This is a genomic window from Streptomyces barringtoniae, from assembly GCF_020819595.1.
Taxonomy (GTDB): domain Bacteria; phylum Actinomycetota; class Actinomycetes; order Streptomycetales; family Streptomycetaceae; genus Streptomyces; species Streptomyces barringtoniae.
The window spans coordinates 159,332-185,838 of record NZ_JAJHNP010000006.1 but is presented as its reverse complement, the minus strand read 5'-3'; the positions used below and the strand labels follow the sequence as shown (position 1 = coordinate 185,838).

Below are 26,507 nucleotides of genomic sequence, written 5' to 3'. Positions count from 1 at the left end.
CTTCACACCGCCAGGCCGCTTCACACCGCCACGTACGCCACCGGCTCGCTCCCCGCCACCGGCTCCGCCCGGCCCTGTTTGACCAGGCGGCGCAGATGGGACTCGGCCTCCGAGACGGCGATGTTCCGGGAGCCGTAGCGGATCTCGGCCCAGGGGCGGTTCCACTCCATGCGCTCGGCCAGCTGCCACGGCGTGAGCGGCTCGGCGAGCAGCGCGAGCAGGCCGGCCAGGCGCTCCTCGTGGTGGGCGAGCAACTCCCGTACCCGGCCCGGCGCGTCGGTGAAGGCGTGCTGGTGTGCGGGGAGGACCTCGGCGGGGGCGAGGCGGCCGATCCGCTCCAGGGAGTCGAGGTAGTCGCCGAGGGGGTCGGTGACGGTCGCGTCGTCGGGGTCCTCGTACAGGCCGATGTGCGGGGTGATCCGGGGGAGGAGGTGATCGCCGCTGAACAGCCGTCCACGACCCGGAAGTCGGTGGTCCGGGTGATCCTCCTCCAGGTGCAGACAGACGTGGCCCGGTGTGTGGCCGGGGGTCCAGATCGCGCGCAGTCTGCGGCCGGGCAGGTCGAGGAGCTCGCCGGGGACGATCTCCCGGTCCGGGAGGGCGGGGGAGAGGCCGGGCAGGGTGCGGGGGGTACGGGGTGCGCGGAGCGGCGCCAGGTGTTCCTCGGGCGCGCCGGCCGCCGCCAGCTTGGCGCTCATGTAGCTGAACCAGCGCTCCGGCCGGGCCTCCCGGGTGCGCCGCACGACCGCGGTGTCGGCGGCGTGCATCGCCACCCAGGCACCGGAGGCCTCGCGCACCCTGGCCGACAGGCCGTGGTGGTCCGGGTGGTGGTGCGTGATGACGACGCCGTACACCTCCGGCACCGCCGTACCGCAGGCGGCCAGCCCCGCCACGAGCGTGTCCCAGGACGCCGGGTCGTCCCACCCGGTGTCGACCAGCACCGGGCCGCGGTCGGTCGCCACGACGTAGACCAGCGTGTGACCGAGGGGGTTGTCCGGGATGGGCACGGCCACGGACCGCACGCCCCCGCCGTGCTCGAACGTCGTCGCCATCAGCCCTCCGCCCCACCGCCCGCACCCACGCCCATTGCCCACTATAACCAGAACTGATTGAGCGTCAGATAAGTGGGGCCGTAACCCGTGTGGCAGATGCGCCTCGGGTATAGCCCTGTGACACCGAGAGCAAAACCTTGGCCACTGGTTCATGTCATGATCACAATTGGCTCATCCCTTTATGGCAGGACCATTGCATGCGAACCATCAGCGTCATCACGGCAGTTCACGACGGCGGCCACCACTTCATCGGTGACACCTATGAATCCCTGCGCGAACAGAAGCTCCCGGACGACTGGCAATGGGAATGGTGCGTGCAGGAAGACGGTGCCTCGGGTATCCCCGCGAACAGCCTGCCGGGCGATCCCAGGATCACGTTCGGCACGGGACTGCGCGCGCGCACGGCGGTGACACGCACACACGCCCTCGCGCGCGCGAACGGAGAGCTGATCCGGACGCTGGACGCGGACGACGTACTGCTGCCGGGCGCGCTGGAGCGGGACATCGAGACCCTGGAACGCGTTCCGTGGTGCGTGTCCGCCTGCGTCGACCTCCACGAGGACGGGAGCACCGCGCCGGGTCCGCACGACCCTCCGGGCGGCCCCCTGGAGCCCGCACGCTTCTATCGCGAGGTGCTCGAACAGCGACTGTCCGTTCAGGCGACCACATTCGCCGCCCATCGTCGCCTGGTGCTCGCCCTCGGCGGCTGGCAGGCACTGTCCGGAGCCGAGACGGTTGCTCTGCTCCTGGCCGCAGAAGCCGTGGCACCCGGCGAGTTCATAGCGGAGCCCAGCGTCCTTTATCGCAAGCATCCCGATCAGACGACCGCATCGAAGCGCTACTGGGAACCGGCGGAAGCGGCCACCCGGATCGACGCGCTCACGCAACGAGCCCGCGCCTTGCGCGAGTCGGGCTGGAAGTGGCCGCAGTAGGCGGACCGGGCTCTGGCTCTGGCCTAGTTCAACCGGAACTGATATCAGTCCTGAAACAGCGTCAGAAACGTGCGGTGCGGTGGGAGGCAGTCGGCCATGACCGAGCTCGTGGAACACGGACAGCTGTTCATCGGCGGGGAGTTGACCGACCCCCTGGGCAAGGACGTCATCGAGGTGATCTCCCCGCACACCGAAGAGGTCATCGGCCGGGTGCCGCACGCCTCCCCGCAGGACGTGGACCGGGCGGTGGCGGTGGCGCGCCGCGCCTTCGACGAGGGGCCCTGGCCGCGGGCGACCCTGGAGGAGCGGATCGAGGTCGTCACCCGCATCAAGGACGGCATCGCGGCCCGGCACGAGGAGATCGCCCGGGTGATCTCCGCCCAGAACGGCTCCCCCTATTCCTGGAGCGTCCTCGCCCAGGCGCTCGGCGCGATGATGGTGTGGGACGCCGCGATCGGGGTCGCGCGGGACTACACGTACGAGGAGCGCCGGGACGGTGTCCTCGGCCCGATCCTCGTCCGCCGCGAGCCGGTCGGTGTGGTCGCCGCCGTGGTCCCCTGGAACGTCCCGCAGTTCGTCGCCGCCGCCAAGCTCGCGCCCGCGCTGCTGGCCGGCTGCACGGTCGTACTGAAGCCGTCCCCGGAGTCCCCGCTCGACGCGTATCTCCTGGGGGAGATCGCACGGGACGCCGGGCTGCCCGAGGGCGTGCTCTCCATCCTTCCCGCCGACCGCGAGGTCGGCGAGTACCTGGTCGGCCACCCCGGCATCGACAAGATCTCCTTCACCGGCTCGGTCGCGGCGGGCAAGCGGGTGATGGAGGTCGCCGCGCGCAACCTCACCCGGGTCACCCTCGAGCTGGGCGGGAAGTCGGCGGCGGTCGTCCTGCCGGACGCGGACGTGCAGACGGCGGTGGCCGGGATCGTACCGGCGGCCTGGATGAACAACGGGCAGGCGTGCGTGGCCCAGACCCGCATCCTCGTCCCGCGCGCCCGCTACGACGAGTTCGCCGACGCCTTCGCGGCCGCCGCGAGCGCGCTGAAGGTCGGCGACCCGCTGGACCCGGCGACCCAGGTCGGCCCGCTGGTCGCCCGCCGCCAGCAGCAGCGCAACCTCGACTACATCCGGATCGGCCAGGAGGAGGGCGCCAAGATCCTCACCGGCGGCGGCCGGCCGGCGGGTCTGGAGAAGGGCTGGTACGTCGAACCGACCCTCTTCGGCGACGTCGACAACTCCATGCGGATCGCCCGCGAGGAGATCTTCGGCCCGGTCATCTGCCTGCTCCCGTACGGCGACGAGGCAGAGGCCGTGAAGATCGCCAACGACTCGGACTACGGCCTGTCCGGCAGCGTGTGGACGGCCGACGTCGAGCACGGCATCGACGTGGCGAGGCGGGTCCGCACCGGCACCTACTCGGTCAACACCTTCAGCCTGGACATGCTGGGCCCGTTCGGCGGCTACAAGAACTCCGGGCTGGGCCGGGAGTTCGGCCCGGAGGGGTACGGCGCCTACCTCGAGCACAAGATGATCCACCTGCCGGCGGGGGCGTAGGCCATGGGCGACCGCTGGCACGTCGAGGTCGACCGGTCGGTGTGCATCGGCTCGGCCCAGTGCCTCCACCACGCCCCGCACGCCTTCCGCCTCGACTCCGCCCGCCAGTCCCACCCGGTGGAACCGGACACCGACGCCGCCGAACCGGTCCTGGAGGCGGCCGAGAGCTGCCCGGTGGAGGCGATCGTGATCACACTGGTGGGGAGCGGGGAGGCGGTGTTCCCGCCCGAGGAGTAGCGGTGTCGGAGCCGCCGGATACGCTCCAGCGGTTCCGACGTACCGACGAGGGTGGGAAACGTGCACGAGCCCGAGGCCGAGCAGCTGATCAGGCAGGCGTACGAGGCATGGGACGCCGAGGACTGGCTGACCGCGGCCGGGCTGCTGGAGCGGGTCCTCGCCGGCTTCCCGGACCTGCCGTAGAGCGCGGTGTGGTGGTACGACGCCGCGCTCGCCCACAAGTTCCTGCGCAACTGGGCCAAGGCGTACGAGCTGGGCCGCGAGGCCGCCGCGCGCGCCCCGCGCGGCGAGGGCGAACCGGCCCACTGGAACCTGGGCATCGCCGCCACCATCCAGCGCGACTGGGCGACGGCCCGGCAGGCGTGGACCGGCTTCGGCATCCAACTGCCGGAGGGCGAGGGCGAGATCAACGGGCGGTTCGGGCCGGCCTGCGTGCGCCTGGACACGGGCGGGGAGCGGGAGGTCGTCTGGATCGACCGGCTGTGCCCGACCCGCGGCCGGGATGGGGTTCCCCCCGGCTCGAACGAAGTTGAGAGCTGGGGGAGAACGTACCGGTGACCGCCGGCCGCCGCTTCGGCGAGATCGTCGTCCACGACGGCGAGCCGAAGGGCCGCCGGGTCGTGGACGGCCGCGAGTACCCCGTCTTCGACGAACTCCTCCTCTTCGAGGCCTCCGGCCTGCCGACGTTCACCGTCACGGTGAACGCGGGCGAGGCCGCCGACATCGAAGCGCTGGTCGAGCCGTTCGTGGCGCAGGGCTACGGCGCCGAGCCGGCGAGCAGCTTCGAGCTGCTGTGCGCCTGCTGCAGCGAGGGCACGCTGGAGCGGGGGCACAGCGTCCACGGGGGCGCCCAGCAGGTGTCCCTGGCGGCCTCGGAGGAGGAGGCGCGGCGGTTGCTGGACCAGTGGGTCACGCAGACGCCTTCGGGACGCGCGTGGAGCGGTTTGGCACCGGCCGGCTGAGGGCCGGCCGCGCCCGGCCCGCTCCACGGTGGGGCGCTCAGGTCAGGCGTGCCCGCCCGGCCCGGTCAGGTCGATCAGCCGGCACACCGTCTCGATGTCGATCTTCACCTGGGCGATGGAGGCGCGGCCGGAGAGCCAGGTGATGAGGGCCGAGTGCCAGGTGTGTTCGATGACGCGGACCGCCGAGAGCTGCTCGGGGGTGGGGTTCTCCAGCCCCATCGCGTCCAGGATGATCAGGGTGGTCTGGCGGGAGACCTGGTCGACCTCCGGCGAGACGCTGCGGTCGGCGAAGGTCAGGGCGCGGACCATCGCGTCGGCCAGGTGCGGCTCGCGCTGCAGGGCGCGGAAGGCCCGCATCAGCGTCTCGGCGACCCGCTCGGCGGCCGTGTCGCCGGCCGGGGGCTTCTTGCGCAGGGTGCCGTGCATGTGCTCCAGCTGGTCCTGCATCGTGGCCACCAGCAGGTGGATCTTGGAGGGGAAGTAGCGGTACAGGGTGCCGAGCGCCACCTGCGAGGACTCGGCGACCTCGCGCATCTGCACGGCGTCGAAACCGCCCCGGCTGGCCAGCTGGGCGCTCGCGTGCAGGATCCGGCGGCGGCGGGCCTCCTGGCGCTCGGTCAGGGGCGGCGGTGGCGGTCCCCCCGCTCGAGCGAGGCCGAGAGTGGGGGAAGACCTCGAAACACTGGCTTCCGCAGGCATGGGTCCCGTTCCGTGACAGTCGGTGAAGGCGTCTGTGGGGCACGTGATCACACAGCATGGCAGGGCGCCGCGCCGTGGCGTGAATCACCTGATCCACTGCTCACAGCGCCCCTACCTGCCGGTAGATTCAGAGCCTCTTGAACGATCAAGTCTGAAACTTGTTCTAGATTAGCGTCCCGACGTAGTCTCGCGGGACAGTGCAGGCAGAAGGGGGCACGGAGTGACCGCTGAGGCCCGTGTGGCGGGCGTCGACGAGGACCCCGCTGCCGACGGCGAGCGACCGCTCGACATCGCGCTCCTCACCTATAAAGGGAACCCGTTCTGCGGCGGCCAGGGTGTCTACGTACGGCACCTCTCGCGCGAGCTCGCCCGGCTCGGACACCGGGTCGAGGTCATCGGCTCGCAGCCGTACCCCGTGCTCGACGAGGGGTACCCCCGACTCACCCTGACCGAGCTGCCCAGCCTCGACCTCTATCGCCAGCCCGACCCCTTCCGCACCCCCAGGCGGGACGAGTACCGGGACTGGATCGACGCCCTGGAAGTCGCCACGATGTGGACCGGCGGCTTTCCCGAGCCGCTGACCTTCTCCCTCCGCGCCCGCCGCCATCTGCGCGCCCGGCGCGGTGCGTTCGACGTCGTCCACGACAACCAGACCCTCGGCTACGGTCTGCTGGGAGACATCGGCGCGCCCCTGGTCACCACCATCCACCACCCCATCACCGTCGACCGGCAGCTGGAGCTGGACGCGGCCGAGGGCTGGAAGCGCCGCTACTCGGTGCGCCGCTGGTACGCCTTCACCCGGATGCAGAAGCGCGTCTCGCGCCGGCTGCCCTCGGTCCTCACCGTCTCCGGCAGCTCCCGGCAGGAGATCGTCGACCACCTCGGCGTCCGCGACGACCGCGTGCACGTGGTCCACATCGGCGCCGACACCGATCTGTTCGCGCCGAATCCGGCCGTGCCCGAGGTGCCGGGCCGGATCGTCACCACCTCCAGCGCCGACGTACCGCTCAAGGGGCTGGTGTTCCTGGTGGAGGCGCTGGCCAAGGTGCGCACCGAGCACCCGGCCGCCCATCTCGTCGTCGTCGGCAAGCGCCCCGAGGAAGGGCCGGTCGCGGCGGCGATCGAACGGTACGGCCTCGAAGACGCCGTCGAGTTCGTCAAGGGCATCTCCGACGCCGAACTGGTCGACCTGATCCGCTCGGCCGAGGTGGCCTGTGTGCCCTCGCTGTACGAGGGCTTCTCGCTGCCCGCCGCCGAGGCCATGGCCACCGGCACCCCGCTGGTCGCCACGACCGGCGGCGCGATCCCCGAGGTAGCCGGCCGCGACGGCGAGACCTGCCTCGCGGTGCCGCCCGGCGACGCGGGCGCGCTGGCCGCCGGGCTGGGCCGGCTGCTGGGGGACACGGAGCTGCGGGTACGGCTCGGCCGCGCCGGCCGCGAGCGGGTGCTACGGCACTTCACCTGGGCCCGCGCCGCCGAGGGCACGGTGGCCCACTACCGCGAGGCCATCGCCCGCGCCGGCCTCTCCCACGCTCGAACAGGGCCGCCGGGGGGCACCCCCACCGCCGCCCCGATTCCCGGCCGCTCCGCGGCCCCAGCAAGCGTTGCAGGCGTCTCTTCCGAAAGCAGGGCCACGTGCTGACCGTCGACTTCTCCCGGTTCCCGCTCGCCCCGGGCGACCGAGTCCTGGACCTCGGCTGCGGGGCCGGCCGGCACGCCTTCGAGTGCTACCGGCGCGGCGCCCAGGTCGTGGCCCTGGACCAGAACGGCGAGGAGATCCGCGAGGTCGCCAAGTGGTTCGCGGCGATGAAGGAGGCCGGGGAGGCACCCGAGGGCGCCACCGCCACGGCCATGGAGGGCGACGCGCTCGCCCTTCCCTTTCCGGACGAGTCCTTCGACGTCGTCATCATCTCCGAGGTGATGGAGCACATCCCCGACGACAAGGGCGTGCTCGCCGAGATGGTCCGCGTGCTCAAGCCGGGCGGCCGTATCGCCGTCACCGTGCCGCGCTACGGCCCGGAGAAGGTCTGCTGGGCACTGTCCGACGCCTACCACGAGGTCGAGGGCGGCCACATCCGCATCTACAAGGCCGACGAACTCGTGGCGAGGATCCGCGAGGCGGGCCTGAAGCCGTACGGCAGCCACCACGCCCACGCGCTGCACTCGCCGTACTGGTGGCTGAAGTGCGCGTTCGGCGTCGACAACGACAAGGCGCTGCCGGTGCGGGCGTACCACAAGCTGCTGGTCTGGGACATCATGAAGAAGCCGCTCGCCACCCGGGTCGCCGAGCAGGCGCTGAACCCGCTGATCGGCAAGAGCTTCGTGGTCTACGCGACCAAGCCGCACCTGCCGCGTCTCACCGAAGAGGCGGCCGCCGAGTGACCACCCCCCGGACAGAACACCTCGTCCTGCCCGGGGTCCTCACCGCCGGGCAGGCCGCCGCGACCGTCCGCGGCATCCTCGCCGAACAGCGGGAGGACGGCGCGATCCCGTGGTTCCGCGGCCACCACCTGGACCCGTGGGACCACACCGAGGCCGCGATGGCCCTGGACGCGGCCGGCGAGCACGAGGCCGCCGAGCGGGCCTACGAGTGGCTGGCCCGGCACCAGAACGAGGACGGCTCCTGGTACGCCGCCTACGCCGACGGCGCCCACGACGAGGTCACCGACCGCGCCCGCGAGTCGAACTTCGTCGCCTACATCGCCGTAGGCGTCTGGCACCACTATCTCTCCACCGGCGACGACACGTTCCTGGACCGCATGTGGCCGTGCGTCTACGCGGCCGTGGAGTGGGTGCTCGCCCTGCAGCAGCCCGGCGGCCAGATCGGCTGGCGCCGCGAGGACGACGGCACGCCCACCGGGGACGCCCTGCTGACCGGCAGCTCCTCGATCCACCACGCGCTGCGCTGCGCGCTCGCCATCGCCGAGCAGCGTGAAGAGCCGCAGCCCGACTGGGAGTTGGCGCTCGGGGGACTCAGGCACGCGATCCGCCGGCACCCGGAGCGCTTCCTCGACAAGGACCGCTACTCGATGGACTGGTACTACCCGGTGCTCGGCGGCGCGCTCACCGGCGAGGAGGCCAGGGCCCGGATAGCGGAGTCCTGGGACCGGTTCGTCGTACCGGACGCAGGCGTGCGCTGCGTGGTCCCCAACCCGTGGGTCACCGGCGGCGAGTCCAGCGAGCTCGCCCTGGCCCTGTGGGCGGTGGGGGAGTCGGACCGCGCCCTGGAGATCCTCCAGTCCATCCAGCACCTGCGTGATCCGGACAGCGGCCTGTACTGGACGGGCTACGTCTTCGAGGACGACGCGATCTGGCCCCGCGAACTGACCACGTGGACGGCCGGCTCCCTGCTCCTCGCCGTCGCGGCGCTGGGCGGCCACGAGGCGACGTGCGCGGTCTTCGGCGGGGAGCGTCTGCCGGCCGGCCTGGACACCGACTGCTGCGGCTAGCCCGCACGGCTCAGTGCCGGTGTATCCGGTTGGCGATGGCGTGGCCCACGAACAGGTACACCACCGCGGCCAGGCCGTAGCCCGCGACCACCCTCGCCCAGGCCTCGTTGAACGTGAACAGGTCGTGGGACCATCCCGCCAGCCAGGCGGCGGCGTGGTGGACGAACTGGACCAGGCTGTTGGCACGGTTGGCGTCCAGCAGGTACATCAGGATCCACAGGCCGAGGATCACCGCCATGACGTCGGCGACGACCGCGATGACCGTTCCGGCCTGATTGGCACCGTTACGATATCGAGGGGACATACCTTCCGGATTGCCGGGCGGCGAGCGGTGAAACCCGAACGGCGGCGCCGGAGTGGCGGTACCCGGCCGTCCCGGGTGAGGCTGCCGGAGGAAGCAGTCCGCTCGGGGAGGACACGTCCGGAGGACCCCGTGCCCGTACCGATACGGCGCCTCGTGGTGGCGCTCACGCTGAGCTGCGCCCTGCTGGCCGGTTCCACAGCCTGTGGCAGCAGCGAGAAGACCAGTACGAAGGACACCGCGGCGGTCCAGGCCGCCGCCGCCGACACCCCCAGCCCGACCCCCAGCCCGACCACCTCCGCCGAACGGCAGAAGTTCGCCAAGGCCCGGTTCGTGGCGAACGCGGGCCTCGCGGCGGGCGCGACCTACCAGTGGATCGTGAAGCCCTGGAAGGCGGGCAAGTTCAAGAAGGGCGCCCACGGCCGCAAGATGACCCTGGTCAAGGCCGGTCTGGCCGGCGCGTTCACCTACAACCGGCTCAAGGCGGCCGTCCGCAACGCCCAGGGCGACCCCTTGCTGTCCAAGGCGCTCGCCCCGCTCAGCGCCGCCATCGAGGGCCTGAAGAACCTGCCGTCCAAGCTCCGCAGCGGCGACGGGAACGCGGCCAACGCCTTCAACGACGTCATCAACAAGGTCAAGGGCGCGGGCAGCAGCGCCGACGCCCCGGTCAAGAACCAGGTGCCCTCGGCGTCCCAGCTGTCCCAGGGCGGCTAGGAGTTCAGCTCCGCCAGCACCCTGAGGCTGTGCGGGTCCGGTGACAGGGCCAGCAGGTCCGTCACCGGGCCGGTGCGCCACAACTCCAGCCGCTCGGCGATGCGTTCACGCGGTCCGACCAGCGAGATCTCGTCGGCGAAGGCGTCCGGCACGGCCAGCACGGCCTCCTCCCGCCGCCCGGCCAGGAACAGCTCCTGGATCCGCCGGGCCTCCTGCTCGTATCCCATGCGCGCCATGAGGTCGGCGTGGAAGTTGCGGGAGGAGTGGCCCATGCCGCCGATGTAGAAGCCGAGCATGGCCTTCACGGGCAGCAGCCCCTCGGCCACGTCGTCGCACACCTTCACCCGGGCCATCGGCGCCACCAGGAACCCCTCCGGCAGCTCGTGCACCACGTCCCCGTACACCTCCGGCCGGCTCGGCGCCCAGTACAGCGGCAGCCAGCCGTCGGCGACACGGACGGTCTGGGCCACGTTCTTCGGGCCCTCGGCGCCGAGCAGCACGGGCAGGTCCGGACGCAGCGGATGGGTGATGGACTTCAGCGGCCTGCCGAGCCCGGTGCCGTCCGGCCCCCGGTACGGCAGTGGATGGAACCGCCCGCCGGACGCCACCGGCGCCTCCCGCCGCAGCACCTGCCGTACGACGTCCACGTACTCCCGGGTGGCGGTCAGCGGCGACTTCGGGAACGGGCGGCCGTACCAGCCCTCCACCACCTGTGGCCCGGACAGCCCCAGCCCGAGCATCATCCGCCCGCCGGAGAGGTGGTCCAGGGTGAGCGCGTGCATCGCGGTGGCGGCCGGCGAGCGGGCGGCCATCTGGGCAACGGCCGTCCCCAGCCGGATCCTTGAGGTCCGCGCGGCGATCCAGGTCAGCGGGGTGAAGGCGTCCGAGCCCCAGGACTCCGCCGTCCACACCGAGTGGTACCCGAGCCGCTCCGCCTCCCGGGCGAGCGGCACATGACCGGCGTCCGGGCCGCGTCCCCAGTAGCCGAGTGCGAGACCGAGCCGCATGCGCCTGCCTCCTGACGAACCGTCAGTTCACTGCCGGGAGGCGACTGTACGACAACGGCCCCCCGCCCGGAAGGGCGAGGGGCCGTGCGCGACGCTGTGCGGGGCTCAGCCGCGCTGGATGCCGGAGGTGTCCTGGAGCACACCGCGGCGGCCGTCCTGGGTCTGCGCGACCAGCGCGGCACCGCGCTGCTCGACGGCCAGGTACCAGGTGCCCGGCGCCAGTTCGGCGATCGGGGTCGGCGAGCCGTCCTCGGCGAACAGCGGACGGGTCACCGGCACGGCGAACCAGAACGGCGAGAAGTCCCCGGCGGGCGGCTGCGCGGCCGCCGGAGCACCCTGCGGGGCAGGCTGCTGCCCGAACGGCTGACCCGGCTGCGGCTGGGCCCCGTACGGCTGGCCCGGCTGCGGCTGGGCACCCGGGTAGCCGTAACCACCGGGCGGCTGGGCGCCGTAGGGCTGCGGGGCGACCGGCTTGGGGGCCGGGAGGAGGGCGGCCTGCAGCGGCGGGGAGAGCGGGGTGGCGATGGCGGCACCCGCGAGAACCAGAGCGGCGATGAGACCGAGGATGAGACCGGCGCCGGCGTCCACACCGTCGGGCACGTCGATCAGTGTCCACAGCAGCGCCCAGGCCGCCAGGACCGGGAACGCGGCGCCGACCTGTCCGAGGTCGAGCCCGAGCACCTTGCGGGGCTGCGGCAGGCACCGGTTGACGACGATGAGGACGGCACCGATCACCGCGCCCATGTAGATACCCAGGCCCGTACCCAGGCTGTCCCAGGCGTTCCGGCTCTCGCTGGTGCCGAAGCCGGAGAAGCTCTCGAAAGTGAGGAACGACGCGATGAACAGCACCACCGCTGCTCCGATCACCACGCCGTCGCCTCTAGTGAGGGAGCGGATATTCACTTCAGGTCCTTCGTAGGTCGTCTCGTCGTCGGTAGACACTACCGTCCGCAAGATCCGGCTGTCCGGTCGGTTCCGCCCGTCGGTCACGAACCGCGCAGGAAACTCACGATTCCCTCAGAGATCCCTTGCGCGGCCTTCTGCCGCCAGGCGCCGCTGGTCAGCAGTGCCGCGTCCTTGCTATCGCGCATGTTGCCGCACTCGATGAACACCTTCGGAACCGTTGACAGATTGAGACCGCCCAGGTCCGTACGTGTGACGAGACCGGTACCGTTCCCGAGGTAGTTGGACGGCGGCTCCCCGGTGTCGCGCACGAAGTTCCCGGCGATGCGCACCCCGAGGTCGTGCGAGGGCCCGACGATCGGCCGGGTGTCGGCGGCACCGGCGTGCACGGAGCCCGGCAGGATGACATGGAAGCCGCGGTTGCCCTCCGCCGAACCGTCGGCGTGGATCGAGATCGCCGCGTCGGCGTGGGCGTCGTTGCCGATCCGGGCCCGCTCGTCCACGCAGGGCCCCCAGGCCGGGCTGTCGCCGTCGTGGGTCAGCTTCACCGTGGCGCCCTGCTCCTCCAGCAGCGTGCGCAGCCGGTGGGCGACGTCCAGGGTGAACCGGGCCTCGGTGTACCCGTCGTTGGTGGACGTCCCGGTGGTGTCGCACTCCTTGAAGTTGGTGCCGATGTCCACCTTGCGGTCGATCTCGGCCGTGTGCTGGAAGTTGCCCGGGTTGTGCCCCGCGTCGATGACGACGACCTTGCCCTTGAGCGGGCCGGACGCGGAACTCCCCGAGGGCTGCTTGCCGTCGTCCGTCGCGGAGGGGGAAGGGGAAGCCGGGTGACCGGACGGGGAGGGCACGGCGGACGTACCGGACGCCGGGGCGGCGGAGGCCGTACGGTCCGCGCCGCCGCTGCCGGCACCCCCGCCCACCTCCTCGTACACCACCCAGCCGAGCAGCGCACCGGGCACCAGCGCGGCGAGCGCCACGGTCAGCGGGCCGCGCCGGGGCCGGCGCGGCTGCGGGGGATCGAACTCCGGGCCTAGGTACGACACGTCTGCGACTCTAACCGGGGCCTCAGATCCCCGCTTCCGTTCGCCGCAGGACGCGCAGGGAGCCGGTCACCGAGACCTCCGTGAACGCCCCGGACCCAAGTGCCCGCAGGTACACGCGGTACGGCGCCTGCCCGGTGAACTCGTCCTCGGGCTCCGGGAAGACGTCGTGGATGACCAGCAGTCCGCCTTCGGCCACATGGGGCGCCCAGCCCTCGTAGTCGGCGCCCGCGTGCTCGTCGGTGTGCCCGCCGTCGACGAAGACGAGACCGAGCGGGGAGTTCCAGATGGCCGCGATCTGCGGCGAGCGGCCCACGAGGGCGACCACGTGCTCCTCCAGGCCCGCCTTGAACAGGGTCCGCCGGAAGGCCGGCAGGGTGTCCATCAGCCCGACCTCGGGGTCGACGGTCTCGGGGTCGTGGTAGTCCCACCCGGGCTGCTGCTCCTCACTGCCCCGGTGGTGATCGACGGTCAGCGCGGTGACGCCCGCCTCCCGGGCGGCGTCGGCGAGCAGCACGGTGGACCGCCCGCAGTACGTCCCGACCTCCAGCAGGGGCAGCCCCAGCCGCCCCGCCTCCACGGCGGCCTCGTACAGCGCCAGCCCCTCGTCCACGGGCATGAACCCCTTGGCCGCCTCGAACGCGGCCAGGATCTCGGGCTTGGGGGCGCTGGCGGGCATGGGCGGCCTTCCGGTCGTACGACTGTTCCAGCCGCCCATGCTGCCGCACCCCCGGCCGCTTTTCGACAGGGGGTGCGTTTCATGGGGGCGCGGGAACTGCGCGCATGGCCATGACGGGGGTCAGCCGCCAGACGAGAGACCCCCGAGCTCTAGGCGCTCACAGTCTCCCCGGGCAACGAAAGATCCAGCTCGACAGCCCGCGGCTCACCCGAATGCGTGGCGGAAGACGCATGCGGCCCATGGCCGGAGGCCTTCGCGGCGAGCACGTACGCGCCCTGCGCCGGCACCGCGAGCGCATAGCTGCCGTCCTCGTCGGAGACGGCCGCCCCGGCCTGCCGGCCCCGCCGGTCGATCAGCGTGACCTTGGCCCGGGCGACCGGAACACCGTCGGCACCGAGCACCCGGCCCCGGAATCCCCGCAGCACCTCTTCGGCCCGCTCCAGCGAGGCGTCCTCCTCGCTGCTGGCCCGCAGCTGCGTGTGCTGCTGCCCCGGCCTGGAGGCCTTCGGCAGGAACAGCGCGAGCAGCAGGCCCACCGCCACGGCGGCCGTGGCGATCAGGAAGGACACCCGGAACCCGTGCATGGTCGGGATCGCGATGCCGCCGACGTTGTTCGCCGTGTTGGCGAGCACCATGCCGATGACGGCACTGGACACCGACGTTCCGATGGACCGCATCAGCGTGTTGAGGCCGTTGGCCGCGCCGGTCTCCGAGGCCGGGACCGCGCCGACGATCAGGGCGGGCAGCGAGGAGTAGGCGAGGCCGATACCCGCGCCGAGGACCACGGAGGTGACGATCGTCTGCCAGGCCGCGTCCATCAGGCCGAGCCCGCCGCCGTAGCCGATCGCGATGATCAGCAGGCCGATGATGAGGGTGACCTTCGGGCCGTACTTGGCGGACAGCCGGGCGTACACCGGAGCCGTGAACATCATCGTCAGGCCCAGCGGGGCCACGCACAGACCGGCGACGACCATGGACTGGCCCAGGCCGTAGCCGGTGGCCTTCGGCAGCTGGAGCAGCTGGGGCAGGACCAGGGAGACGACGTAGAACGCCACGCCGACCATGATCGACGCGAGGTTGGTGAACAGGACGGCCGGGCGCGCGGTGGTGCGCAGGTCGACCAGCGGCGCACGGTGGCGCAGCTCGAACAGGCCCCACAGCAGGAGGACCACGACCGAGGCGGCGAACAGGCCGAGTGTCGTACCCGAGGACCAGCCCCAGTCGCTGCCCTTGGTGATGGGCAGCAGGAGCAGCACCAGGCCGGTCGACAGGCCCAGCGCGCCCAGCAGGTCGAAGGAGCCCTCCGCCCGCATCGGGGACTCGGGAACGACGACGAGCGTGAGGACGATGGCGAGAACGCCGAGGCCGGCGGCACCGTAGAACAGGGCGTGCCAGTTGGTGTGCTGTGCGACCAGGGCCGCGGCGGGCAGCGCGAGGCCGCCGCCGACGCCGATCGAGGAGCTCATCAGGGCCATCGCCGAGCCGAGCTTCTCGCGCGGCAGCATGTCGCGCATGAGGCCGATGCCGAGCGGGATCGCGCCCATGGCGAAGCCCTGGAGGGTACGGCCGACGATCATGGTGAGCAGTTCGCTGGTGAGCGCGCTGACCAGGGCGCCGACCACCATCACGGCGAGGCTGAGGATCAGCATCCGGCGCTTGCCGTAGAGGTCGCCGAGCCGGCCCATGATCGGGGTGGCGACGGCGCCGGACAGGAGGGTCGAGGTGAGGACCCAGGTGGCGTTGGAGGGCGCGGTGTGCAGCAGCTGCGGCAGGTCCTTGATGACCGGCACGAGCAGCGTCTGCATCACCGCGACGACGATGCCCGCGAAGGCGAGCACCGGGACCACGGCGCCGCCCGCTCTCCGGGCCGGCTGGTCGGTCGTCGTGTGGGTCATGGAGTCGAGGCCTCCCCGTAGGAATAAGTGCTCGGTGAACCTCGTATGCGCAGGCAACTATTCCGTTGCTTCGGGCCTCTAATGAATCCTTGACCAGCTCATGGGTTTCTGATCTGGTGTCAGGGTCTGGTGGGTTAGTGAAACACGTTCTAGTGTGCGCGCCATGAAGGCCTATGTCGCCGGGGTCGGGATGACCAGGTTCGAGAAGCCCGAGACCCGTTCATGGCAGTACTGGGACATGGTGCGGGAAGCGGGGGCGGCGGCGCTGCAGGATGCGGGCGTTGCCTATACGGACGTGGAACAGGTTCCCGTCGGCTACTGCTTCCAGCCCTCCACCGCCGGACAGCGCGCCGCCTACGAACTCGGACTGACCGGCATCCCCGTCTACAACGTCAACAACAACTGCGCGACCGGCTCGACCGCGCTGATGCTGGCCCGGCAGTTCGTCGAGGGCGGCGCCGCGGACTGCGTACTGGCACTGGGCTTCGAGAAGATGAAGAAGGGCGCGCTGGGCGGGGGAGCCGACGGCGGAGCCCGCGGCGGAGCCGCTGATGACCGGAGCGCCGTGTCGCCCGTCGCCCGGCACTACGGCATCATGGCCGCCCGGCACGGCTTCGAGCCCGCCCCGCCGACCGCACAGATCTTCGGCGACGCGGCCCGCGAGCACATGGAGAGGTACGGCACGACCGAGGCCCAGCTCGCCGCGGTCGCCGCCAAGAACCACCGGCACTCCGCGCACAACCCCTACGCCCAGTTCCGGGACGTGTACGACGTCGCCGGCGTCCTCGCCTCCCGCACGGTCCACCGGCCGCTCACCAAGCTCCAGTGCTCGCCGACCTCGGACGGCGCGGCGGCCGCGGTCGTGGTGTCGGAGCGGTTCGCTTCGCGGCGCGGGCTCACCGGTCTCGTGGAGATCGCCGGGCAGGCCATGACCACGGACACCGAGGAGTCCTTCGCGTCCGGCTCCTGCATCGACGTCGTCGGGCAGCCCATGTCCAGGGCGGCCGCCCGGCAGGCCTACGAGCGCGCCGGGCTCGGCATCGAGGACGTGGACGTCATCGAGCTGCACGACTGCTTCTCGGTCAATGAACTGCTGACGTACGAGGCGCTCGGCATGTGCGCCCCCGGGGAGTCCGGGAAGCTCGTCGAGTCCGGCGCGACGACGTACGGCGGCCGCTGGGTGGTGAACCCGTCGGGCGGACTGATCTCCAAGGGGCATCCGCTGGGCGCGACCGGCCTGGCCCAGACCGCCGAGCTGGTGTGGCAGCTGCGCGGCACGGCGGGGGAGCGGCAGGTGCCGGGCGCGCGCGTGGGGCTCGCGCACAACATCGGGCTGGGCGGCGCGGCGGTGGTGACGGTGCTGCGCGCGCTCTGATCCGCAGGCGTTCCGCTGATCTGCGGGCGGCACACTGATCCGCAAGACGGTCCGGCTGATCCGCAGGCCGGACCGGCCTGCGGTCTAGGCCGCACGACCTAGGCACCCGTGGTCCGAAATGCTGATGCAAGGACCGTAACCGGGTTGAGAGCATGACACCCATGCTGGAAGCCGCCGACACCACACCCCTCATATCCCGCCGTACGGCCGCGCCGACCTGGCTGGTGGTGGCGCTCGCCTGCGCCGGACAGTTCCTGGTCGTCCTCGACGTGTCGGTGGTGAACGTCGCCCTGCCGTCCATGCGGACCGGCCTCGGGCTGACCGCGTCCGGCCTGCAGTGGGTGGTGAACGCGTACGCCATCGCCTTCGCCGGTTTCATGCTGCTCGGCGGCCGGGCCGGCGACCTGTACGGACGCAAGCGGATGTTCCTCGTCGGCCTCGGCCTGTTCACGCTGGCCTCGCTGGGCGGCGGCCTCGCCCAGGAGGGCTGGCAGCTGCTGCTGGCGCGGGCCGTGCAGGGACTGGGCGCGGCGGTGCTGGCCCCCTCGACACTGACCCTGCTGACCTCCGCGGTGCCGGAGGGCGCGGCGCGGGCGCGCGCGATCGCCACCTGGACCGCGGTCGGCGCCGGTGGCGGGGCCGCGGGCGGACTGGTCGGCGGGGTGCTCGTGGACGTGCTCTCCTGGCGCTGGGTGCTGCTGATCAACGTGCCGGTGGGCGCGCTGGTGCTGGCCGGCTCGGCGCTCTGGCTCACCGAGAGCCGGGCCGGCGACCGGCGGCGCCTGGACCTGCCGGGCGCCCTGCTGGTCACGGCGGGCCTCGCGACCCTCGCCTACGGCATCTCGCAGACCGAGGCCGAGGGCTGGACGGCCGCCGCCACGCTCCTCCCGCTGTTCGCCGGGCTGGCGCTCATCGCCCTGTTCCTGCTGGTCGAGGCGCGTACGGCGGCCCCGCTGATGCCGCTCGGCCTGCTGCGGCTGCGCTCGGTCGCCTCGGCCAACGCGGCGATGTTCCTCTCCGGCTCGGCCATGTTCTGCATGTGGTACTTCATGACCCTGTACGCCCAGAACGTCCTCGGCTACACGCCGCTGGAGGCCGGGGTCGCCCTCGTGCCCAGCTCGCTGTCCGTGGTCGTCGGCTCCAAGCTGGCGCCGCGCCTGATGCGGCTCGCGGGCCCGCGGACCGTGGCGGTACTGGGCACGCTGGTCGCCACGGCCGGCTTCGGCTGGCAGTCGACGATGAGCGCGCACGCGGCGTACGTCACCTCGATCATGATCCCGGGGATGCTGATGATGCTCGGCGCGGGCCTCGCGGCCACCCCGCTCGCCTCCCTGGCCACGTCCGGGGCGGCACCGGGCGAGGCCGGTGTGGTGTCGGGGCTGGTCAACACCTCGCGCACGATGGGCGGTTCGCTCGGGCTCGCCGTGATGTCGACCGTCGCCGCGGCCGGCACGGGCAGCGGCCACGGCCCCGAGGCGCTGACCGACGGCTACGCGCTGGCCTTCCGCAGCAGTACGGCGGTGCTGCTGGGCGGGGCGGTGCTGATGCTGCTGTGGCTGCCGCGGAAAATTTCCTCGACGTGAGGCAACGGTCCGGGCCGCCCATGGACTCCTTCTGACATCTAGGAGGTGCCCATGGGGGACGGGAAGCAGGCTCGGAACGAGGCGTTCCAGAGCTTCATGGTCGGCCGCTGGCCGCGGCTGATGCGTACGGCATTTCTCCTCACGGGGGAGCAGCACGCCGCCGAGGACCTGGTCCAGTCGACGCTCGAGCGGGTCTATGTGTCCTGGCGCAGGGTCGGCGCCGCCGACGATCCCGAGGCGTACGTACGGCGCGTGATGATCAACCTGCACGCGCGCAAGCACAGAAGAAGGCTCAAGGAGTTCCTGGCTCCGAAGGACGACTCGGGCCTGGTGCACGAGATCGCCGACGCGGGGGACCGGATCGCGCAGGCCGACGACCGCGGCGCGCTGCTCAAGGCGCTCGCCCAACTGCCCGTGCGGCAGCGGGAGGCGGTGGTCCTGCGCTACTGGGAGGACCTGACGGAGACCCAGGCGGCGGAGGCGATGGGCTGCTCGGTCGGCACGGTGAAGAGCAACGCGGCCAAGGGCATCGCGAAACTGCGCGCCATACCGGGTCTGGCCGAGACGGTGACGCATGGAGGGCGGAAGTGATGAGCGCGGACAGGGAGAGCCACGACATGAACGGGATGACCGACATGACGCACACGGACATCGCCCTCCTCCTCGCGGACGCCGCGGACGAGGCCGAGATCGGCATAGCCCCCGTCCAGGCGGTCATCCGCGGCGGCCGCCGGCGCAGAGCCCGCCGCTGGGCGGTGGCAGCGGCCACGACACTGGTGCTGGCGGGGTCGACGGGGGTGACACTGGCGGTGACCGGGCTGCCCGGCCACACCGACCGCAATGCGGCCGTGGCGGCCGAGCCGTCCACCCCCGAGGCCCGGCATGTGTACGTTCCGCAGGTCACGGAGGTGGCCCGCGGGACGGACCACGGCAAGAGCTGGCGTGTGGTCGTCTCCGTGTGGGGAGCGCCGCGGGACGCGTCGGAGGCGGCCGTGCAGCTGGCCGCGATGCGCAGGTACGGCATCGAGTCGGCCGCGCTTCCCGACCACCGGCACCTGGTCGGCATGACCTCGTACTACTCGGGCCTCTACTACGGCGACAACCCGCTCAGAACGATCATTTTCAACACGGTGAAGAAGTGGGAGCCCGAGACGGGCATGAGCCTGATGTCGGGGGCACTCCCCCTGGGCAGGGCGAACTCCGACGGCCCCGAGCGGCTCGTGGTGGGCGCGGTCGCCATCACCGCCCGGCAGGTCAGGTGCGGTTGGAAGGACGGCACCAGCACCGTGGTCGAGCCCCAGGCGGTGGCCGGTTCGCCGGTGGAGTGGTTCGCCTGCACGGCCCCGGAGGGGACGGCCTACCAGAGCGCGGAGGTGATCCAGTAGCCCACGGCCACACGCTGCCGGCCGCGTTCTCGCCGGATGCGGCCCCGCGGCTCACCGACCGGGCCCGGCATCTCAGCGGTGCCGGCGCCGGTCAGGCGCCCCTGTGGGCGGGGGCGGGGGCGGGGGCGGAGAGGATGGCGGGTGAGCCGGAGGCGGGGGCGGCGGTGGGGCCGGCCGGCTCCGCAGCAGCGGGATCGGCGCGTGCAGGTGCCAGAGGCCGGGCAGATCAAGCTTGCCCTGCCGCTCCGCCAGGGTGATCTGCTGGACGCCGAGTCGTCCCTCCAGCACGCACTCCCCGCTGCGTACGGCGACCAGGTGGGCGTCGCGGACGACCGCGACCAGCCCGGATATCCGGAAGACCAGCGTGAGTTCCACGTCCAGCGTGCCGACCTTCGCGCCGTCCAGGAACACGTCGACGTAGGGACGGTGGCTGGAGGTGACCTGATGGCTCGCGAGCGCGAGAACCTCCTCGCTGCCCGGGGTCTCACGGGTGCGACGCGCGGCGGCGGTGAGGGCGGCGTGTTTGCGCCAGCCGCCCGCGGCCACGTCGAAGAGGTCCTGGCCGAGGAAGGAGTCGACGGCGGAGGCCAGTTCGCGCTCGACGGCCTGGTCGGCCGCGGCCGTCAGGGGGCGGGCTCCGCCCAGGAGCGCTCGGGCCGTCCCGCCGCTGTGAAGCGGGTCGACCAGGACGTCGCCCGAGTCGGGGCCCTCCCGGCCGAGCAGGAAGGCCCTGACCGTGAAAGGTTCTGACGCGGGAGTCGTGGTCATCGAGTCACCTCATTCGAGGCTCTGGTCGCCCGGATCCGCGTGGGGTTCGAGCCGTACCGTTCGGTTCACCGAACCGGTGTCCCGCTGCTCGTGGAGGTCGGCCGTCCCGGCCCCGGGGCGCGGTGCCGTGCGGATGTGCTGGCGCACCCAGCGTGGACCGGGGTGCCGGTGGTTCAGCAGGAACGACGTGGCGGCCAGCGCGAGCAGCACGGCGGCGAACGCGGACGGTCCGACGATCCATCCGACGGGCGTCGGCGTGCCGTCGGTTCCGTCGGTGCTCGTGCCGTCGGTCGGGCTGGTGCTTCCGTCGGCGGTCGGTCCCGGACCCGTCACCGTGAACCCGGCTGCGACGCTCGTGCCGGAGCCCGCTGTGCAGGCGGCCCGTACGGTGTGCGTCGCTCGGGGAGCGTCCGCCGGGACCTGGAAGTCGGTTGCGAAGGTGCCGTCGTCCGAGACCGCGGTGACGGCGAGTGTGGTGTTGTCGTCCCAGGCCACGTCCACGCTCGGGCAGTTGAATCCGGAACCTGTCGCCGTGACCGCCGTTCTCGACTCGCCTGCGGTGGGATCGAGGACGAGCACGGGGCGTCCCTTGTCGCCGGGCAGCACCGTGAACGTCGCCTCGGCGTGCACGTCTCTGTGGCGGGCGCAGGTTGCCGTCATGGGGTAGTCGCCCGGAGCGGCGTCGTCGGTGATCCGGAGTTCCTTCTCGAACGTGCCCGTGCCGGGGGAGACGCGCACCCTGGCGTGGATCTGGCCGTTGGTCGAGAGTTCAACCGTGTCGGGTTTCCCGCTCGGGACGCAGTCCTCGAAACCGGCGCCGTGAACACGCAGGGACGTGCCGGGCCGGCCCTCGGAAGGGTTCAGTGCGATCAACGGACGGTGGTGCGAGGGCGTTGTCACGCTTCCGCTGTCGGTCGTCGTCACCGTGAACGTTCCGCTGCCGACGACCACGAGTCTGCCGTAGGCGCAGCCCGCGGTCACGGAGTGGGGGCCGACGCCGGCTGTGTCCGGCACCTGGAATTCGGCGCTGCCGGTCCCGTCCGTCACGGACGGCGTGAAGGGCAGGTCGTGGCCGTCCCACGTCAGGTAGGTGATGGTGCCGGGTGCGTGGGTGTCACGGTGACGCACCCCGCGGACATCCGTGGGACCGGACGGGGGCGTGGTCGGGCCGGTGGGGTTGGGGGTCGTGGTGGTGGGACCGGTGGTGTCGGCGGGGCTGGTCGATCCGGGCGTGATCACGAGACAGCTCTCGAACCCGACGTGAACGCCGGTCCCCGGCGGCCCCTCGGACGGGCTGAGGGTGATCGACAGGCCTTCCCCGGTCGCGGCCGGTGCCGAGAACGCCGTCGGAGTCCGCGCGATCGCGATGCTCGCAAGGACCGCGATCAGCCAGCGCAGGAGGAATCGCACGGAGGACGACATGAGCTGGGGAGCGGAGCAGGGGAGGTGACGAGGATGCGATGGGGCACGAGGCCTGGCCCGTCCGCTGCCGCCCCTGCCATTCTCCTCCGTCGCACCGCTCTTCGCTCGCCGTCGGGCGACGAGCACCGGAGCCGGATCAAGACCCGCTCACAGCCACCCCTGCTGCCGGGCCTCCCGTACCGCCTCCGCCCGGTTGCGGGTGCCCGTCTTGCCGATCGCGGAGGACAGGTAGTTGCGGACGGTGGACTCGGACAGATGCAGCTTGCCGGCGATGTCGGCGACGGTCGCCCCGTCCACGGACGCCTTCAGCACATCGCACTCACGGACCGTCAGCGGACTGGGCCCGGCGCTGAGCGCGGCGGCGGCCAGCGCGGGGTCGACGACGGTCTCTCCGGTGAGCACACGCCGGATCGCCGCGGCCAGTTCCTCCACGGGCCCGTCCTTGACGAGGAACCCGGCCGCCCCGGCCTCCATGGCCCGGCGCAGATAGCCGGGCCGGCCGAAGGTGGTGAGGATCAGCACCCGGCAGTCGGGCGCCTGCTCCCGCAGCTCGGCCGCCGCGTCCAGCCCGCTGATGCCCGGCAGCTCGATGTCCAGCAGCGCCACGTCCGGCCGGTGGGTGAGCACGGCGTCCACGATGCCGTCGCCCGAGCCCAGTTGGGACACCACCTCGATGTCCTCCTCCAAACCGAGCAGCAGAGCGAGCGCACCCCGCATCATGCCCTGGTCCTCGGCGAGCAGAACCCGAATCGACTTGCCGGTCCGGTGCTCCCGGGGCATCTCGTTCATGCGCTCAGATTACGGCCGGAAACCCCGGCCCACGCAGCGCCCGCTCGGGCGGGAGCGGCCCGGTGGTCTGCCGGCTGTTGCCAGTGGCGCGGGCAGCCGCCGTCGATTAAAGACTTGGCATTGTCCGATGCGGCGGGGGTTGACGGTCTCCGGCGGTACTCAAACAATCGCCCCTGCATTTCCAGGAATCCATGCAATTTCCACCGACGAATAGGTTCGGTATTTCGATCGAACGACGTCCGAAATATCGAACGAGAGAGTCCGAGAGAATCCGAGGTGCCCCGTGCCCATGAGCTCCCCCCACATCCGCCCCCGGCGGCTGAGAAGCGCCGCCCTGTCCGTGCTCGCCGTCTGCGCGACCCTCGCCGCGCTGCTGCTCGGCGCCGGCGCTCCCCAGGCCGCCGCCGCGAGTTCGCTGCCCTGTGACGTCTACGGCGCCGCAGGCACCCCCTGCGTCGCCGCGCACAGCCTGGTGCGGGCGCTGTACTCCGCGTACAACGGCCCGCTCTACCAGGTGCAGCGAGCCTCGGACGGGGCCACGAAGGACATCGGGCTGCTGGCCGCCGGCGGATACGCCAACGCCGCCGCCCAGGACTCCTTCTGCTCCGGCACGACCTGCATCATCACCAGGATCTACGACCAGTCCTCCCGCCACAACGACCTCACCGTCGAGGGTGCGGGCGGGGCCGGCAAGGCCGATGTCGGGGCGCCCGCCGACGCGCTGCCGGTGACCGTGGGCGGCCACCAGGTGTACGGCCTGGAGATCTCCGCCGGCATGGGCTACCGGGACAACACCACCTCCGGCGTCGCCACCAACGGCGCTGCCGAGGGGATGTACATGGTGACCTCCGGCACCCACGTCAACGGCGCCTGCTGCTTCGACTACGGCAACGCCGAGACCAACAACAAGGACACCGGCAACGGCCACATGGACGCCATCAACTTCGGCACCGAGTGCTGGTTCTCCCCCTGCTACGGGCAGGGCCCCTGGGTGCAGGCCGACCTGGAGAACGGGCTGTTCCAGTCCGACGCCGGATACAGCAAGAACTCCTCGAACACCGGCACCGGCCCCCTGCCGTTCGTGACCGCGCTGCTCAAGAACAACGGCCAGAACCATTTCGCGCTCAAATGGGGGAATGCGCAATCCGGTGGGCTGACGACCACCTATTCCGGAGGTGAGCCGACCAGGAGCGGATACTCGCCCATGCACCAGGAGGGCGCGATCGTCCTCGGCACCGGCGGCGACAACAGCAACGGCTCCATCGGCTCCTTCTTCGAGGGCGTCATGACCTCCGGCATCCCGACCGACGCCGCCGACAACGCCGTCCAGGCCGACATCGTCTCCGTCGGCTACGGCGGCGCGACCGGCAGCACCGGCACGCTCGGCGCCGGCTCCGAGATCTCGCTGCGCGCCACCACCTCCTGCTGCACCGGTGACTACGTCCGCCACCAGAACAACGCCGGCGTCGTCTCCGCCATCACCTCCAGCAGCTCCAGCGTGGACAAGAACGACGCCACCTGGATCGTGCGCAAGGGACTCGCCGACAGCTCCTGCGTCTCCTTCGAGTCGCGCAACTACCCCGGCGACTACCTGCGCCACTTCAACTTCAAGCTCTACCGCCAGCCCATGGACGGCACCGCCCTGTTCCGCGCCGACGCCACCTTCTGCCCGCAGACCGGCAAGAGCGGCACCGGCACCTCGTTCGCCTCGTACAACTACCCGACGAGATACCTGCGCCACTACGACTACAACCTGTACATAGCGAGCGACGGCGGCTCCAACGACTTCGACAGCAGCACGTCCTGGACCGACGACGTCACCTGGGCGGTCAGCTCGCCCTGGGCGCCGTAGCCTCCGCCTTCGCGAACTGCGCCGACTGCACCGGGAGTTCGGCGGTCACCGCGAAACCGCCGCGCGGCGACGGGCCGGCCGTGAGCGAGCCGCCCGCCGCCGCGAGGCGCTCGGTGAGCCCCTTCAGCCCGGTGCCGCCGATGCCCTGCCGGGGCCGGCTGACCGCCCTGCCGCTGCCGTTGTCGGTGACGGTGAGCCGGACCTGCTCGGCGCCGCTCTCGACGGTGATCTCACAGCGGCGCGCGTCGCTGTGCCGCACCACGTTCGTCACCGCCTCACGCACCACCCAGCTCAGCAGCGCCTCCGTCTGCGGTTCGAGCGGCGCCCCCGACTGCCGTACCACCGCCTCCACACTCGCCGCCGACAGTGCCGAACGGGCCCGGGTCAGCTCGGTGGCCAGGCTGCCCTCCCGGTAGCCGGTCACCGCCTCGCGGATCTCGGTGAGCGCCTGCCGGCCCACCGACTCGATGTCCGTGATCTGGCCCAGCGCCGCGTCCATGTCGCGCGGAGCCAGCCGCCGGGCCGCCTCCGACTTCACCACGATCACCGACAGCGTGTGCCCGAGCAGGTCGTGCAGATCCCGGGAGAAGCGCAGCCGCTCCTTCTCCACCGCGCGCCGGGCCAGTTCCTCGCGGGCGGCGCGCAGTTCCCGTACGGCCTCGGACAGGCCGAGGATCGCGGCGGTCACCATGCTGGACAGGAAGGTGGCGTAGCCGATGTTCGTCGCGTCCTCCCAGTCGCCCCGCACGGCGGAGACACTGGCCGCGTACACCGTCAGCAGCAGACCCGTGCGGCCCAGCCACGGCCCGCGCAGGGCGGCGCCCACGGCGAGGCCGAGCAGCGGGAAGAACATCAGCCAGTTGCCGCCGTAGCCGAGGGCGAGGCCCGTGGTCACCAGGGCCATGAGGAGCAGCGCCACCCGGGTGGAGGCGGCCGCCCGCCTCTCGCGGTCGAAGGAGCGGAAGGTGACGTAGATGTACAGGGAGTTGAAGGTGATCAGGCCCAGGCCGCCGACCCATGGGTTGGGGGTCTTGCCCTGGAGCAGATTGGAGAAGGACCCCATCCCCATCAGCAGCCAGGGCAGCAGGGCGAAGCCGGTGGGCGGCGGGCCCGGATGGTCGACGTCCGGCGCCCTGCCGTTCTTCCGGGCCGCCCGTTGCGCGGCCTTGAAGCGCTCGTGCTCGGCCCGCCACTGGCGCCGCTCGGCCCGAAAGGCCTGTAGCTGGCACCGAACTCCCCATACCCATGTCATGTCTGTGTTTCCCCCGGTCAGATGGTCCCCGCGCGACGGCGGTACGACAGCACAGCGTACGAACCGAACAGAACGAGCCAGGCCGTCAGCACGATGATGGCACCGGCCCCCGGTGCGTGCCCCTCGGATACGGCGGTGCCCAGCCGGGCGAACCGATGGGTGGGGGCGTACGCCGACAGGGCCTGCAGCCAGCCGGGAAAGAGGCTGATCGGGAACCACACCACCAGCTCGCCCACGGTGACCCGGGGCGCCGGCCGGGCGTCCTGGAGCATCGCAGCAGGCCGATCGCGGTCGACTTGCCGGCGCCGTTGCGGCCCAGCAGCGCCACCGTCTCCCCGCGCCCGATCCGCAGGTCCACCCCGTCCACGGCGCGCACCGCGCCGTACGTCTTGACCGCCCCCGTGAAGGACACGGCGGTGTTCTCCGTCTGTGTCATGCCTACGACGCTAGGAGGCGCGGCCCCGCCCCGGCAGATGCGCATGTACGGACCCGGGCAGTACAAATGTCACTGCCCGCCCGAGCTGACACAACGTCAGGAGCCTTCACAACTGTGGGGCCCTGGGCTATACAGAGGGCGCCGGACTGGAACGCGTTCTAGATCGGCCCGTAGCGACCTCGGTGCGGCCGACGGTGCGGACGTCCGCGCCGGGGTCTTGAACCGCC

The 26,507-nt window shown here is 71.7% G+C and carries 27 protein-coding genes and 1 pseudogene; 15 read left to right on the top strand and 13 right to left on the bottom strand.

What is annotated here, in order from left to right:
• Positions 1-20: 20 nt before the first annotated feature.
• Positions 21-1,052, bottom strand: a complete 1,032-nt coding sequence (locus LMU33_RS12450) for a Strvi_7410 family MBL fold metallo-hydrolase (RefSeq protein ID WP_228620049.1) — start codon at positions 1,050-1,052, stop codon at positions 21-23.
• Between the two features lie 197 nt (positions 1,053-1,249).
• Between LMU33_RS12450 and LMU33_RS12445 the strand changes: the two genes are divergently transcribed.
• The 6 genes from LMU33_RS12445 to LMU33_RS12425 all read left to right on the top strand — a co-directional run bounded on the left by LMU33_RS12445 (position 1,250) and on the right by LMU33_RS12425 (position 4,731).
• Positions 1,250-1,984 (top strand): glycosyltransferase, encoded by a 735-nt coding sequence (locus tag LMU33_RS12445; RefSeq protein WP_228620047.1) that lies wholly within the window; start codon positions 1,250-1,252, stop codon positions 1,982-1,984.
• A 96-nt stretch (positions 1,985-2,080) separates the two neighbouring features.
• On the top strand, positions 2,081-3,532 hold the full coding sequence (locus LMU33_RS12440; RefSeq protein WP_228620046.1) for an aldehyde dehydrogenase: 1,452 nt from the start codon (positions 2,081-2,083) through the stop codon (positions 3,530-3,532).
• Between the two features lie 3 nt (positions 3,533-3,535).
• Positions 3,536-3,769, top strand: coding sequence for a ferredoxin (locus tag LMU33_RS12435; RefSeq protein WP_228620044.1), 234 nt, complete (start codon positions 3,536-3,538; stop codon positions 3,767-3,769).
• Between the two features lie 60 nt (positions 3,770-3,829).
• Positions 3,830-3,952 (top strand): hypothetical protein, encoded by a 123-nt coding sequence (locus LMU33_RS41375; protein WP_283844127.1) that lies wholly within the window; start codon positions 3,830-3,832, stop codon positions 3,950-3,952.
• A 6-nt stretch (positions 3,953-3,958) separates the two neighbouring features.
• On the top strand, positions 3,959-4,327 hold the full coding sequence (locus tag LMU33_RS12430) for a tetratricopeptide repeat protein (RefSeq protein WP_228620042.1): 369 nt from the start codon (positions 3,959-3,961) through the stop codon (positions 4,325-4,327).
• Entirely contained in the window at positions 4,324-4,731 is a 408-nt protein-coding gene (locus LMU33_RS12425) for a hypothetical protein (RefSeq protein ID WP_228620040.1), read from the top strand. The genes LMU33_RS12430 and LMU33_RS12425 overlap by 4 nt, the downstream gene beginning before the upstream one ends.
• A gap of 42 nt (positions 4,732-4,773) precedes the next feature.
• Here the strand turns inward: LMU33_RS12425 and LMU33_RS12420 are convergent, their stop codons facing one another.
• Positions 4,774-5,430: a TetR family transcriptional regulator gene (locus LMU33_RS12420; protein ID WP_228620039.1), complete on the bottom strand. Its 657-nt coding sequence runs from the start codon at positions 5,428-5,430 to the stop codon at positions 4,774-4,776.
• A gap of 220 nt (positions 5,431-5,650) precedes the next feature.
• Here LMU33_RS12420 and LMU33_RS12415 point away from each other — a divergent pair, with 220 nt between their 5' ends.
• Genes LMU33_RS12415 through LMU33_RS12405 form a run of 3 tightly spaced genes read left to right on the top strand, consistent with a single transcriptional unit; the run spans position 5,651 to position 8,879 of the window.
• A complete protein-coding gene (locus tag LMU33_RS12415) occupies positions 5,651-7,072 on the top strand; it encodes a glycosyltransferase family 4 protein (protein WP_228620037.1) in 1,422 nt (473 codons plus the stop codon).
• Positions 7,066-7,812, top strand: a complete 747-nt coding sequence (locus tag LMU33_RS12410; protein WP_228620035.1) for a class I SAM-dependent methyltransferase — start codon at positions 7,066-7,068, stop codon at positions 7,810-7,812. The genes LMU33_RS12415 and LMU33_RS12410 overlap by 7 nt, the downstream gene beginning before the upstream one ends.
• Positions 7,809-8,879: a prenyltransferase/squalene oxidase repeat-containing protein gene (locus LMU33_RS12405; protein ID WP_228620033.1), complete on the top strand. Its 1,071-nt coding sequence runs from the start codon at positions 7,809-7,811 to the stop codon at positions 8,877-8,879. Before LMU33_RS12410 ends, LMU33_RS12405 begins: the two co-directional genes overlap by 4 nt.
• Before the next feature lie 10 nt (positions 8,880-8,889).
• Here the strand turns inward: LMU33_RS12405 and LMU33_RS12400 are convergent, their stop codons facing one another.
• On the bottom strand, positions 8,890-9,183 hold the full coding sequence (locus LMU33_RS12400; protein WP_228620031.1) for a hypothetical protein: 294 nt from the start codon (positions 9,181-9,183) through the stop codon (positions 8,890-8,892).
• 129 nt (positions 9,184-9,312) lie between these two features.
• Here LMU33_RS12400 and LMU33_RS12395 point away from each other — a divergent pair, with 129 nt between their 5' ends.
• A complete protein-coding gene (locus LMU33_RS12395) occupies positions 9,313-9,894 on the top strand; it encodes a hypothetical protein (RefSeq protein WP_228620030.1) in 582 nt (193 codons plus the stop codon).
• On the opposite strand, the gene LMU33_RS12390 is transcribed toward LMU33_RS12395, so the two are convergent.
• From LMU33_RS12390 to LMU33_RS12370, 5 genes are all read right to left on the bottom strand, one after another.
• Positions 9,891-10,901 carry an LLM class F420-dependent oxidoreductase gene (locus LMU33_RS12390; protein ID WP_228620028.1) on the bottom strand — a complete coding sequence of 337 codons (1,011 nt, stop codon included), beginning with the start codon at positions 10,899-10,901 and terminating at the stop codon, positions 9,891-9,893. The genes LMU33_RS12395 and LMU33_RS12390 overlap by 4 nt on opposite strands.
• 105 nt (positions 10,902-11,006) lie before the next feature.
• Positions 11,007-11,804: a DUF5336 domain-containing protein gene (locus LMU33_RS12385; RefSeq protein ID WP_228620027.1), complete on the bottom strand. Its 798-nt coding sequence runs from the start codon at positions 11,802-11,804 to the stop codon at positions 11,007-11,009.
• A gap of 83 nt (positions 11,805-11,887) precedes the next feature.
• A complete protein-coding gene (locus LMU33_RS12380) occupies positions 11,888-12,847 on the bottom strand; it encodes an N-acetylmuramoyl-L-alanine amidase (protein ID WP_228620025.1) in 960 nt (319 codons plus the stop codon).
• A gap of 22 nt (positions 12,848-12,869) precedes the next feature.
• Positions 12,870-13,523, bottom strand: coding sequence for a class I SAM-dependent methyltransferase (locus LMU33_RS12375; RefSeq protein WP_228620024.1), 654 nt, complete (start codon positions 13,521-13,523; stop codon positions 12,870-12,872).
• Between the two features lie 149 nt (positions 13,524-13,672).
• The gene (locus LMU33_RS12370) at positions 13,673-15,418 is read right to left on the bottom strand and encodes an MFS transporter (RefSeq protein ID WP_228620022.1); all 1,746 of its coding nucleotides are present in this window, start codon (positions 15,416-15,418) and stop codon (positions 13,673-13,675) included.
• A 163-nt stretch (positions 15,419-15,581) separates the two neighbouring features.
• On the opposite strand from LMU33_RS12370, the gene LMU33_RS12365 reads away from it, so the two are divergent.
• The 4 genes from LMU33_RS12365 to LMU33_RS12350 all read left to right on the top strand — a co-directional run bounded on the left by LMU33_RS12365 (position 15,582) and on the right by LMU33_RS12350 (position 19,761).
• Positions 15,582-16,793, top strand: a complete 1,212-nt coding sequence (locus LMU33_RS12365; protein ID WP_228620020.1) for a lipid-transfer protein — start codon at positions 15,582-15,584, stop codon at positions 16,791-16,793.
• A 152-nt stretch (positions 16,794-16,945) separates the two neighbouring features.
• Complete coding sequence (locus LMU33_RS12360; RefSeq protein WP_228620019.1) at positions 16,946-18,376, top strand: MFS transporter; 1,431 nt, start codon at positions 16,946-16,948, stop codon at positions 18,374-18,376.
• Between the two features lie 51 nt (positions 18,377-18,427).
• Complete coding sequence (locus LMU33_RS12355; RefSeq protein WP_228620017.1) at positions 18,428-18,967, top strand: SigE family RNA polymerase sigma factor; 540 nt, start codon at positions 18,428-18,430, stop codon at positions 18,965-18,967.
• Positions 18,967-19,761: a hypothetical protein gene (locus tag LMU33_RS12350; protein ID WP_228620016.1), complete on the top strand. Its 795-nt coding sequence runs from the start codon at positions 18,967-18,969 to the stop codon at positions 19,759-19,761. Before LMU33_RS12355 ends, LMU33_RS12350 begins: the two co-directional genes overlap by 1 nt.
• Positions 19,762-19,833: 72 nt before the next feature.
• On the opposite strand, the gene LMU33_RS12345 is transcribed toward LMU33_RS12350, so the two are convergent.
• The 3 genes from LMU33_RS12345 to LMU33_RS12335 form a co-directional block, all read right to left on the bottom strand.
• Positions 19,834-20,529 (bottom strand): hypothetical protein, encoded by a 696-nt coding sequence (locus LMU33_RS12345; RefSeq protein WP_228620014.1) that lies wholly within the window; start codon positions 20,527-20,529, stop codon positions 19,834-19,836.
• Positions 20,530-20,538: 9 nt separating this feature from the next.
• Positions 20,539-21,951, bottom strand: coding sequence for a hypothetical protein (locus LMU33_RS12340; RefSeq protein ID WP_228620012.1), 1,413 nt, complete (start codon positions 21,949-21,951; stop codon positions 20,539-20,541).
• A 147-nt stretch (positions 21,952-22,098) separates the two neighbouring features.
• Complete coding sequence (locus tag LMU33_RS12335; protein WP_228620010.1) at positions 22,099-22,740, bottom strand: response regulator transcription factor; 642 nt, start codon at positions 22,738-22,740, stop codon at positions 22,099-22,101.
• 289 nt (positions 22,741-23,029) lie between these two features.
• Here LMU33_RS12335 and LMU33_RS12330 point away from each other — a divergent pair, with 289 nt between their 5' ends.
• Positions 23,030-24,592 carry an alpha-L-arabinofuranosidase B gene (locus LMU33_RS12330; RefSeq protein WP_228620009.1) on the top strand — a complete coding sequence of 521 codons (1,563 nt, stop codon included), beginning with the start codon at positions 23,030-23,032 and terminating at the stop codon, positions 24,590-24,592.
• Here LMU33_RS12330 and LMU33_RS12325 read toward each other — a convergent pair.
• Positions 24,570-25,844: a sensor histidine kinase gene (locus LMU33_RS12325; protein WP_228620008.1), complete on the bottom strand. Its 1,275-nt coding sequence runs from the start codon at positions 25,842-25,844 to the stop codon at positions 24,570-24,572. The genes LMU33_RS12330 and LMU33_RS12325 overlap by 23 nt on opposite strands.
• Positions 25,845-26,059: 215 nt before the next feature.
• Positions 26,060-26,280 (bottom strand): annotated as a pseudogene (locus tag LMU33_RS12315) (ATP-binding cassette domain-containing protein); the annotation flags it as partial.
• Positions 26,281-26,507 lie beyond the last annotated feature (227 nt).